This is a genomic window from Treponema endosymbiont of Eucomonympha sp. (assembly GCF_001028545.1).
Window position 1 is genome coordinate 1 of record NZ_BBPW01000590.1, and the last position, 466, is coordinate 466.

A 466-nucleotide genomic window follows, 5' to 3' on the forward strand; every position below is an offset into this window, starting at 1 on the left:
GCCGCGCTCAGACGAGTTTGACAGGCGGGGTACCGCCGGGGGGACGGCAGGGGAGTGGCGCGGAAAATCTACCCGGGGCCGCTCGCTGCAATAAGCGCAAACCTCGGCGTTGTAAGCGCGGGCTCGAGGCGCCGGAGCCGACGGCGGATACCTCTGGCTTTGACGCGTTTTTTGACCTGCAGAACAACGAGTTCCGCGTGGGAAACGACCGGGAAAAGGAAAACCCTGAGGGCAGCCCAGTCGACCCGGAGGGAGACGCCGAATACCTGCATTTTATCCCCGGAGTAGGCTTCTTTTTTAAGCTGGCTATCTTTATCGTTACGGCGATTTCTTCCGTTATCAAGGGGCTGTTCAAAATTGCCCGGCGCGGGCAGGCGCCGCACCCCGTGCTATTCGCGTTCAACCTGTAAAGCGCGGCGGTAGCCGGCGAAGCGCCGGGAATGCGTGTATGCTCGCCTTAATACCC

General features: G+C 61.2%; 1 protein-coding gene. It reads left to right on the top strand.

The annotated features are described in order from the left end of the window. The first annotated feature begins 197 nt into the window (after positions 1 to 197). Positions 198 to 410, top strand: coding sequence for a hypothetical protein (locus tag AWU74_RS10975; protein WP_162505098.1), 213 nt, complete (start codon positions 198 to 200; stop codon positions 408 to 410). Positions 411 to 466: the final 56 nt, after the last annotated feature.